Consider the following 8,725-nt stretch of genomic DNA (forward strand, 5'->3'; position numbering starts at 1 on the left):
CCACAGGTCCTAGGCCCCGCCGCGCCTGCCGCGCCTGCCGCCCCCGCCGTCAGGCACGCGGGATGCCGTACGCCCGCTCCACGCGCAGCCGCAGCACCAGGCGGCGGTCGCGGACCATCGCGGCGCGGTAGTCGTCCCAGTCGGGGTGCTCGCCGCGGACGTCGCGGTAGAGGCGGATGAGTTCCTCGACGGTCGCGTCGTACGGGTCCTCGGCGACCGGCGAGAGGTCGGCGGTGCCCTCGGCGACCGTGTAGGCCCAGCGGTCCGGGCTGGTCACGTGGTACGAGGCGCGGGGGTCGCGGCGCAGGTTGCGGGTCTTGGCCCGGTCGTCGGTGAGCGAGACGCGCACGATCCGCTCGTCGGGGTAGTAGGCGTGGTTGACATTGGACAGCTGGGGGCGGCCGTCGCTCTTGAGGGTGACCAGCACCCCGTCGCGGCCTTCGGAGAGCAGCTTCAGAAGAGCGTCCTGGGTCATGTCGGGTGCAACCCCGCCGGGGTCCTCGGACATTCCCGCCACCCATTCCGTAGACACTGTCTACACGCGACTGGTAGACAGTGTCTATGACTGAGTCCGACACGAGTCTTCGGGACCGGCTGGTCGACGTCGGCGTGGAGCTGGTGGCCGCCGAGGGCGCCCAGGCGCTGACCCTGCGGGAGATCGCCCGTCGCGCGGGGGTCTCGCACGGGGCGCCCCGCCGCTGGTTCCCCACCCATCTCGAACTGCTCTCGGCCATCGCACGCCGGGGCTTCACCGAGCTGGCCGTGCGCGCGGAGGCGGCGCTGGGCGACGGTACGGCCGCGCCGGGCGCGCAAGTCGCCGCGCTGGCCTGGGTGTACCTGGAGTTCGCGCGGGACAACCCGGGAATGTACGAGCTGATGTTCCGTCATGACCTGCTGGAGAGCGGCCACCTGCGGCTGCGGGAGACCAGCCTGCCGCTGTTCGGGCTGCTCGCCGACCTGGTCGGCCGGGCCCGCCCCGGCGTGGACGCGGGGCTCGTCGCGGGCGCCCTGTGGGCGAACCTGCACGGCATCGCCCAGCTGTGGGCCTGGGGCAGCCTCCGACTCGCCACCGGGGCCGACGACTTCGGTCCGCTGCTGGACGCGGCACTGGACGCCCACCTGGGAGCCGGGCGGTGAACCGGTGGCTGACGCCGGCGAGCAGTGTCGTGGGCGCCGTGGTCGTGGCACTGGACGGCACCGTCCTCACGGTCGCCCAGCCCACCCTGCAAAGGCATTTGCACGCCTCCTTCGCCGAGGTGCAGTGGACCAGCACCGCCTATCTGATCGCGGTGGCGAGCCTCCTGGTCTTCGCCGGGCGGCTCGGCGACCGGTACGGTCAGCACCGCATGTTCGGGCTCGGCATGCTGGGCTTCGGCGCCGCCTCCGCCGGCATCGGGCTCGCGCCCGGGATCGGCTGGGTGATCGGACTGCGGGTGGCGCAGGGGGTGTTCGGGGCGCTGCTGCAACCGGCCACGCTCGGCATGCTGCGGGCCGCGTACCCGGCGGACCGGCTCGCGAAGCCCCTCGCGGTGCGCACCGCCGCCGTCGGACTGGCGGCCGCGGCCGGGCCGTTGCTCGGCGGGGCGCTGGTGACAGGCCTCGGCTGGCGGGCGGTGTTCTTCCTGCATGTGCTGCCGACCACGGTCTTCGGGGTGCTCGCCCTGGCCGGGCGGGACCGGGAGCGGGAGCCGGCGGTCCGGGTCCCGCTGGACCTGCCGGGTGCCGTGCTGCTCGGAGTGGCCCTGGCAGGTCTGGTGCACGGACTGGTCACCGGTACGCCGATGAGCCTCGGGGCTTCCGTGATCACCGGGGCGGCGTTCGTCCGGCACGAGCGGCGGACGCCGAGTCCGCTGCTGCCGCCCGGGGTGGCCGGCGCCCCGGCGGTCGGCGCGGCCCTCGGCGTCCTGGTCGCCGCGTCGGCGGCGCTGTTCGGCGCGTTGTTCGTCGGCGTGTACGTCCTCCAGCGCTCGCTCGGCCTCGACCCGTTCGCCAGCGCCCTGCGCAGCCTGCCGCTGGCGGTGCTGATGATCGCGTCGGCCGCCGGCTGCCCCGTCCTGCTGCGCCGCCTCGGCCCGCGCCGCACCACCGCGACCGCGATGACGCTCCTCGCGCTCGGCGTCCTGCTGCTGACCAGGCCCTCGGCCGCGGCCGCGCTGTACGGCGGGTTCGGGCTGCTGGGCGCCGGGTTCGGCACGGTGATGGTGGCGGCGACGCAGGTCGTCGTACGGCAGGCGGACGTCGGGACGGCCGGGGTGGCGGGCGGGTTGCAGCAGACCGCGCTCAACGTCGGGCCGGCGCTCGGGGTGGCCGTGACGGGCGCGCTGCTGGGCTCCGGGACGGTGAAACCGCTGCTCGTGATGGCGTTCCTGGCCGTACTCGGCGTGGCGGCGGCAGGCCGGCTCCCCGGTGCGTCTTCTATAGCGTCCGTCACACCACACGTGGTTGAGCGGGACCGTTCCCCTCTTCCTGCGCGACGATGAGGTCCGAGGTCGGACCGCACCGCGGACGACACGACCCAAGGAGAGCGATGGCACAGCTGCGACAGGAAGTCGACCCCGGTGAGGTCGGGCTGGACGTGAAGGCGCTGGACCGCCTCGACCAGCACTTCGCCCACTACGTCGACGAAGGGCGCCTGCCCGGTTACCTGGTGGCGGTGGCACGCGGCGGCCGGGTCGCCCACCTCACCGCACAGGGCCACCGCGACCTCGCGGCCGGGCTGCCGGTCGAGGCGGACACCATCTGGCGGATCTACTCCATGACCAAGCCGGTCACCGCGGTCGCCGTGCTGCTGCTCGTGGAGGACGGGCTGCTGTCGCTGGACGACCCGGTCGACCGTTTCCTGCCGGAGTTCGCCGCTCCGCGGGTCCATGTGTCCGGTTCGGGCGACGACATGGTGACCCGGCCGGCCGACGGCCCGATCCGGATCCGCCATCTGCTCACCCACACGGCCGGGTTGACCTTCGCCTTCTACCACACGCACCCCGTGGACGCCCGGTACCGCGAGGCGGGCCTGGAGTTCTCGGTGCCGGCGGGCGCGGACCTCGCCGAGGCGATGGCGGTGTACGCCCGGATGCCCCTCCAGTTCGAGCCGGGTACCCAGTGGAACTACTCCGTCGGCTTCAACGTGCTCAGCCGGGTCATCGAGGTGGTCTCCGGGCAGGGACTCGACGAGTTCTTCGCCGACCGGATCTTCCGGCCGCTCGGCATGCCGGACGCGGGCCTGCACATCGTGCCGGAACAGGCCGACCGGCTCTCCGAGTTGTACGGCGAGACGGAGAGCGGCGGCATCGAGGCGATCCCCGGCCTGCCGTTGCGCGGCCGCCCCCGCTTCCTGTCCGGCAGCGGCGGCCTCGCGGCGACGGCGTACGACTACCACCGCTTCGCGGAGATGCTGCGCCGGGGCGGCGAACTGGACGGCGTCCGGCTGCTGTCCCCCGCCTCGGTGGGGCTGCTCTCCAGCAACCACCTGCCCGGCGGGGCCGATCTGCGGGCCTTCGGCGCCCCGGTCCACCGCGAACCCGGCAACGACGGACTCGGCTTCGGCCTGGGCGTCTCCGTGGTGATCGACCCGGCCCGCACCCTCGCCCCGAGCAGCGCCGGCACGTACGGCTGGACCGGCGCCGCCACCACGGCGTTCTGGGTGGACCCCGCCCATGACCTGACCGTGCAGTTCCACACCCAGGTGCGGCCGAAGACCCTGAAGGTCTTCCCGGAGCTGCGCCGGCTGGTCCACGAGTCGATCCTGGACTGAGCGTTCTCCGACCGGGCGCCGGTCAGACCAGGTTGGTCTCCGGGCGCGGGGCGTCGGCCGCGAACCGGTCGGCGCCGAGCGGGCGGACGTCCAGGAAGGGGGCGCGGCCCAGGTACAGGTCGCGGACCACCTCGCCGACCGCCGGTGCCTGCAGGAAGCCGTGGCCGGAGAACCCGGTGGCGTACAGGAACCGGGAGGCCGAGGTCGCCTCGCCGATCAGGGCGTTGTGGTCCGGGGTGTTCTCGTACAGGCCGGCCCAGCCGCCGGTGCGGCGCAGGTCGAGCAGGGCCGGGGCGCGGCGTTCCATCGCCTCGTACAGGCGCGGGATCCAGCGGTCGTGGGTGTCGGTGGCGAAGCCCGGCCGTTCGTCGGGGTCGGACATGCCGAGCAGCAGTCCCGGGCCCTCGGCGTGGAAGTACAGGCTGCTGGTGAAGTCGATCGTCATGGGGAGCGTCGGCGGCAGCCCCGGGACCGGCTCGGTCACCGCGATCTGGCGGCGCAGCGGCTGCACCGGCAGGTCGACGCCGGCCATCGCGCCGACCGCCCGCGACCAGGCGCCGGCCGCGCAGATCACCGTCTCGGTGGCGATCGGGCCGAGGGTGGTGTGCACGGCGGTGAGGTACGCGCCGTCCCGCTCGATGCCGGTGACCTCGGTGTGGCGCAGGACGCGGGCGCCGTGGGCGCGGGCGGCGGCCGCGTAGCCGTGCACGACGGACTCGGGGGTGCAGTGGCCGTCGTCCGGGGAGTACGCGGCGGCCAGCAGTCCGTCGGTGGTGATCAGCGGGGAGAGCCGGGCCGCCTCCTTCGGGGTGAGCATCCGGCTGGGCACGCCGAGGTGGTTCTGCAGCCGGACGCCCGCCTCGAAGGAGGCGACCTCCTCGGGGGTGGAGAGCAGGAAGAGGTAGCCGACGCGGTGCAGCCCGATGTCGTACCCGATCTCCTCGCCGAACCGGGCGAAGGCCTCTAAGCTGCGCGCGCCCAGCTGGATGTTGAGCTCGTCGGAGAACTGGGCGCGCACCCCGCCCGCGGCCTTCGAGGTGGATCCGGCGGCGAGTTCGTCGCGTTCGACGAGGACGACGTCACGGACGCCCGCGCTCGCGAGATGCCAGGCGATGCTGGTGCCCATCACCCCGCCGCCGATGATCACGACCTGGGCCCGAAGATTCACGCGTGTACCTCCTGTCGGTCTCCCCCGATCCTTCCCCGGCAGGCCGTCCGGTACCTCAGGACCAGTGCGCCACCGCGTCCAGGTGGGGCAGCACGTGGTCCAGGCGCTCGCGCTTCGTGCGCAGGTAGGTGATGTTGTTCTCGCACGGCTCGATCAGCAGCGGGACCGTTTCGGCAACGTCTATGCCGTGGCGCTCCAAGGACTCGCGCTTGCGCGGGTTGTTGGACATCAGGCGGACCGAACGCACCCCGAGGTCGCGCAGGATGCCGGCGGCGACCCCGTAGTCACGGGCGTCGACGGGCAGGCCGAGCGCGAGGTTCGCCTCCACCGTGTCCAGGCCCTCCGCCTGGAGGGCCATCGCGCGCAGCTTGCCCAGCAGGCCGATGCCGCGGCCCTCGTGACCGCGCAGGTACACGACGATGCCGCTGCCTTCGGCGACGACCGCGCGCAGCGCGGCGGCCAGCTGGTCGCCGCACTCGCAGTGCTGGGAGCCGAACGCGTCCCCGGTCAGGCACTCCGAGTGCAGCCGGGTCAGCACCCGGTCGCTGTCGATGTCCCCGTAGACCAGGGCCACTTGCTCGTCGCCCCGGTCGTGGTCCAGATAGCCGATCGCCTGGAATTTCCCGTACACGGTGGGCAGCGGTGCATTGACGACGCGTTCCACGCCCGAACGCCGTGGGGACTTCGTGCCGAGTACGCCGAGGTTTTCTGTCATGATCTGATTCCTAAGCAGAGACGAAAGGCCGTGAAAAAGATGAGTGGTTCGGGCGCGCATACGGCGGCGTACGGCTTGTTGCCGACGGACACGACGGAAGAGGTACGGACCAGGGGGGCGGGCGTTTCAACACAGGTCGCCGTCCTTCCCGTGGGGAGCTTCGAGCAGCACGGCCGCTACCTTCCGCTCGCGACGGACACTCTCGTCGCCTGTGCCGTCGCCCGGGAGATCGCTGCCGCATACCCGGTGCACCTCCTTCCTCCGGTCACGGTCTCCTGCTCGCACGAGCACGCGGCCTGGCCGGGGACCGTCAGCATCTCCGCGGTGACGCTGCACGCGGTGGTGACCGACATCGCCGCCTCGCTGCGCCGTTCGGGCGTCGAGGCGCTGGTCGTGGTCAACGGCCACGGCGGCAACTACGTGCTGGGCAACGTCGTACAGGAGGCGTCGGCGCGGGGCGAGCGGCTGGGGCTGTACCCGGCCGCGGAGGACTGGGAGGCAGCCCTGGAGCGGGCCGGGGTGGAGACCTCGGCGCTCACCGACATGCACGCCGGAGAAATCGAGACCTCCATTCTGCTGCACGCTCATCCCGAATTGGTCCGCCCTGGTTACGAGTCCGCCGATTTCACCGCTGACGACCGTCGTCATCTCCTCACCCTGGGAATGTCCGCCTATACCGAGTCGGGCGTCATCGGCCGTCCTTCCCTGGGGTCGGCGGAAAAGGGGAAGGAACTCCTGTCGAGCCTCGCGGATTCCTTCGGCGCGATTTTCGAACTGCTCACCGCCGAGCGGGAGTAGCGCAGTCCGGCGTACCAGCGGACGACCAGGACCGCCAGGCCGGGCAGGGCGGCCACGAAGCTGAGGACGCCGTAGACGACCGCGGTGGCGAAGCCGCTGTCCGCGCCGAGGCCGGCCGCGGCGAACGCCCAGGCGGTGACGCCCTCCCGGGGGCCCCAGCCGCCGACGTTCAGCGGCAGGCCCATGGCGACCAGGGCGAGGACGGCGATCGGGACCAGGACCGCCACGGAGGCGGCCGAGCCGGCGACCCGGGCGGCCACCACGAACATCCCGACGTGCCCGGCGAGGATGACCGCCGAGGACAGCGCGACGCCCGGCCCGTTCTTGCGTGACAGCAGCGCGCGGCGGGCTTCGCCGAGGGTGGCGCGCAGGGCGCCGCCGCGCTTGCCCGGGGCCTTGTTCATGCGGATGGCGAGCACGATCGCGCAGGCGCCGGCCACCGCGGCCGCCGCCAGCGGGGCGAAGCTGCGCACCTCGCTGCGGACCGGCGAGGGCAGGATCAGCAGCGCGCCCGCGCCGAACACCGTCAACGCGATCTGTCCCGCGGTGCGTTCGAGGACGACCGCGCGGACCCCGCGGCCGATGTCGCCCTCGCTCTGCCCGTGCCGGACCGCCCGGTGCACGTCGCCGAGCACCCCGCCGGGCAGGGCCGCGTTCAGGAACAGCGCCCGGTAGTAGTCGCCGACGGCGGGCCCGAGGGGCAGCCGCAGACCGAGGCTGCGGGCCACCAACTGCCAGCGCCAGGCGCTCAGTACGGTCGTGATCACGCCGACCGCCAGGCCGATGACCAGCGTCGGGGTGTCTATCCGGCGCAGTCCGTCGAGGAAGACGCCGGTGCCGAGCCGCCACAGCAGCACGGCGATGATGGCGGCTCCGGCGAGGGTGCCCAGGTGGGTGCGGACGGCCCGCAGGTTGAGGCGCCGGGGCACGGCCGACGGGGCGACGGGCGCGGTCTCCCGGACCAGGGTGGGGGTGCTCATGCGGTGCCTCCGGTGGGCCGGGCGAGCGCGAGCAGGTCACTGTGGTGCACGACGACCCGCAGTTCGCCGGCCGCGTTGGCCGCGAGCCGCTCGGTCAGGTAGGCCTCGGCACGCTCGGCCAGTTCGGGCCGCTGCTCGACGGCCGCGCCGACCCAGCCGCGCAGCCACTGCTCGGTGAGCGCCTGCTGCTCGGGGCCGAGCCGCCAGGCGCTGGGGTGCACCTTGACTGTGGCGCCCCGGTCGGCGAACGCCTCGCAGGCGGCCGTGACCGCGTCCGGGCCGAGCATCCCGCCGCGCCGCTGGTGGGCGTTGAACGCCTCGGCGAGCTCCGTGTCCAGCGGGTGGGAGGGGGTCAGCTCGACCCGCCCGGCGACCGACAGGGTGAGCAGCGCGGGGCAGCCGGCCCCGGTGCAGGCCTCGGCGAGTATGTCGACCTCCTCCCGGGTGAGGACGTCCAGGAGCGCGGAGGCGGTCACCAGGGAGGCGCCTATGAGGGCGTCGGGGGTGAGGCGGCCCACGTCGCCGCGCCGGGTCTCCACGGTGACCCGGCTGCCGTCGGCGGCCGCGCGCGGCGAGGCGACGGCGGCGAAGTGCAGCAGGTAGGGGTCGCGGTCGTGCAGGATCCAGTGCTGGGAGCCGTCGAGGCGGGGCGCCAGCCAGCGGCCCATCGAGCCGGTACCGCAGCCCAGGTCGTGCACGACCACGCCGCCGGCCTTGCCGGGCAGGTTGGCGAGCCGGATCCGCAGCGGGTCCAGCAGGTCGTGCGCCCGGGCGGCAGCGTCCGCGCTCTCCCGCAGCTCCAGCCACTCGGGGGCGTACCGCGGCGGTTCCTCGGGCCCGGTCTCCCGCAGCCGTACGGTGGCCCGCTCGCCCGGACGGGCGACGGGACCGGCCCCGGCGATCACCTCGGAGGGCACCTGTTCGCGTTCTCGTCCCACTCCCGCATCCGTAACATCCGTCGGTCCCGGCTGCGCGGGGATCGCGCCGACCGGAGTAGTCGTCGTGGTCTCGCTGGTCATGCGGCCCTCCGGGGTTCGTCGGGGAGCCTCAGCAGGACTCCGGCCAGGCTGCGGGCGGTGGTCGCCCAGCCGTCGAGCGCCGCCCGGCGGCCGCGCGCGGCGGCCTTGAGGCGGCGGCGTACGTCCGCCTCGCCGAACCAGCCGCGCAGTTCGGCGGCGAGCGCGGCGGGGTCCTCCGGCGGCACGAGGATGCCGGGTACCCCGCCGTCGGGGGCCCGGCCGACCGCTTCCGGCAGTCCGCCGACATCGGTCGCGAGCACCGGGATGCCGCGGGCGAGGGCCTCGGTGACGGCC

The 8,725-nt window shown here is 73.7% G+C and carries 9 protein-coding genes and 1 pseudogene; 4 read left to right on the top strand and 6 right to left on the bottom strand.

Annotated features, from left to right (window positions below; translation table 11 throughout):
* Positions 1–49: 49 nt before the first annotated feature.
* The gene (locus tag ACWGKQ_RS30345) at positions 50–508 is read right to left on the bottom strand and encodes a PPOX class F420-dependent oxidoreductase (RefSeq protein ID WP_453295185.1); all 459 of its coding nucleotides are present in this window, start codon (positions 506–508) and stop codon (positions 50–52) included.
* Positions 509–561: 53 nt separating this feature from the next.
* Here ACWGKQ_RS30345 and ACWGKQ_RS30350 point away from each other — a divergent pair, with 53 nt between their 5' ends.
* The 3 genes from ACWGKQ_RS30350 to ACWGKQ_RS30360 are packed head-to-tail and all read left to right on the top strand — an operon-like array spanning position 562 to position 3,751.
* The gene (locus tag ACWGKQ_RS30350) at positions 562–1,137 is read left to right on the top strand and encodes a TetR/AcrR family transcriptional regulator (RefSeq protein WP_453295186.1); all 576 of its coding nucleotides are present in this window, start codon (positions 562–564) and stop codon (positions 1,135–1,137) included.
* A complete protein-coding gene (locus ACWGKQ_RS30355) occupies positions 1,134–2,480 on the top strand; it encodes an MFS transporter (protein WP_453295187.1) in 1,347 nt (448 codons plus the stop codon). Before ACWGKQ_RS30350 ends, ACWGKQ_RS30355 begins: the two co-directional genes overlap by 4 nt.
* Positions 2,481–2,527: 47 nt before the next feature.
* Positions 2,528–3,751 (top strand): serine hydrolase domain-containing protein, encoded by a 1,224-nt coding sequence (locus ACWGKQ_RS30360; RefSeq protein ID WP_453295188.1) that lies wholly within the window; start codon positions 2,528–2,530, stop codon positions 3,749–3,751.
* A gap of 22 nt (positions 3,752–3,773) precedes the next feature.
* Here ACWGKQ_RS30360 and ACWGKQ_RS30365 read toward each other — a convergent pair whose 3' ends face one another.
* Both ACWGKQ_RS30365 and ribA read right to left on the bottom strand, forming a co-directional pair.
* On the bottom strand, positions 3,774–4,919 hold the full coding sequence (locus ACWGKQ_RS30365; protein ID WP_453295189.1) for an NAD(P)/FAD-dependent oxidoreductase: 1,146 nt from the start codon (positions 4,917–4,919) through the stop codon (positions 3,774–3,776).
* 55 nt (positions 4,920–4,974) lie between these two features.
* On the bottom strand, positions 4,975–5,634 hold the full coding sequence (gene ribA / locus ACWGKQ_RS30370) for a GTP cyclohydrolase II (protein WP_453295190.1): 660 nt from the start codon (positions 5,632–5,634) through the stop codon (positions 4,975–4,977).
* Between the two features lie 39 nt (positions 5,635–5,673).
* Here ribA and ACWGKQ_RS30375 point away from each other — a divergent pair, with 39 nt between their 5' ends.
* Positions 5,674–6,432: a creatininase family protein gene (locus tag ACWGKQ_RS30375; protein ID WP_453295201.1), complete on the top strand. Its 759-nt coding sequence runs from the start codon at positions 5,674–5,676 to the stop codon at positions 6,430–6,432.
* Between the two features lie 98 nt (positions 6,433–6,530).
* Here the strand turns inward: ACWGKQ_RS30375 and ACWGKQ_RS30380 are convergent.
* The 3 genes and pseudogenes from ACWGKQ_RS30380 to ACWGKQ_RS30390 form a co-directional block, all read right to left on the bottom strand.
* Positions 6,531–7,412, bottom strand: a pseudogene (locus ACWGKQ_RS30380) (lysylphosphatidylglycerol synthase transmembrane domain-containing protein); the annotation flags it as partial.
* The gene (locus tag ACWGKQ_RS30385; RefSeq protein WP_453295191.1) at positions 7,409–8,431 is read right to left on the bottom strand and encodes a trans-aconitate methyltransferase; all 1,023 of its coding nucleotides are present in this window, start codon (positions 8,429–8,431) and stop codon (positions 7,409–7,411) included. The pseudogene ACWGKQ_RS30380 and the gene ACWGKQ_RS30385, both read right to left, overlap by 4 nt.
* A partial coding sequence (locus ACWGKQ_RS30390; protein ID WP_453295192.1) for a glycosyltransferase family 4 protein occupies positions 8,428–8,725 on the bottom strand: 298 nt, incomplete at its 5' end. The genes ACWGKQ_RS30390 and ACWGKQ_RS30385, both read right to left, overlap by 4 nt.

It is taken from the genome of Streptomyces sp. NPDC054770 (assembly GCF_053611985.1).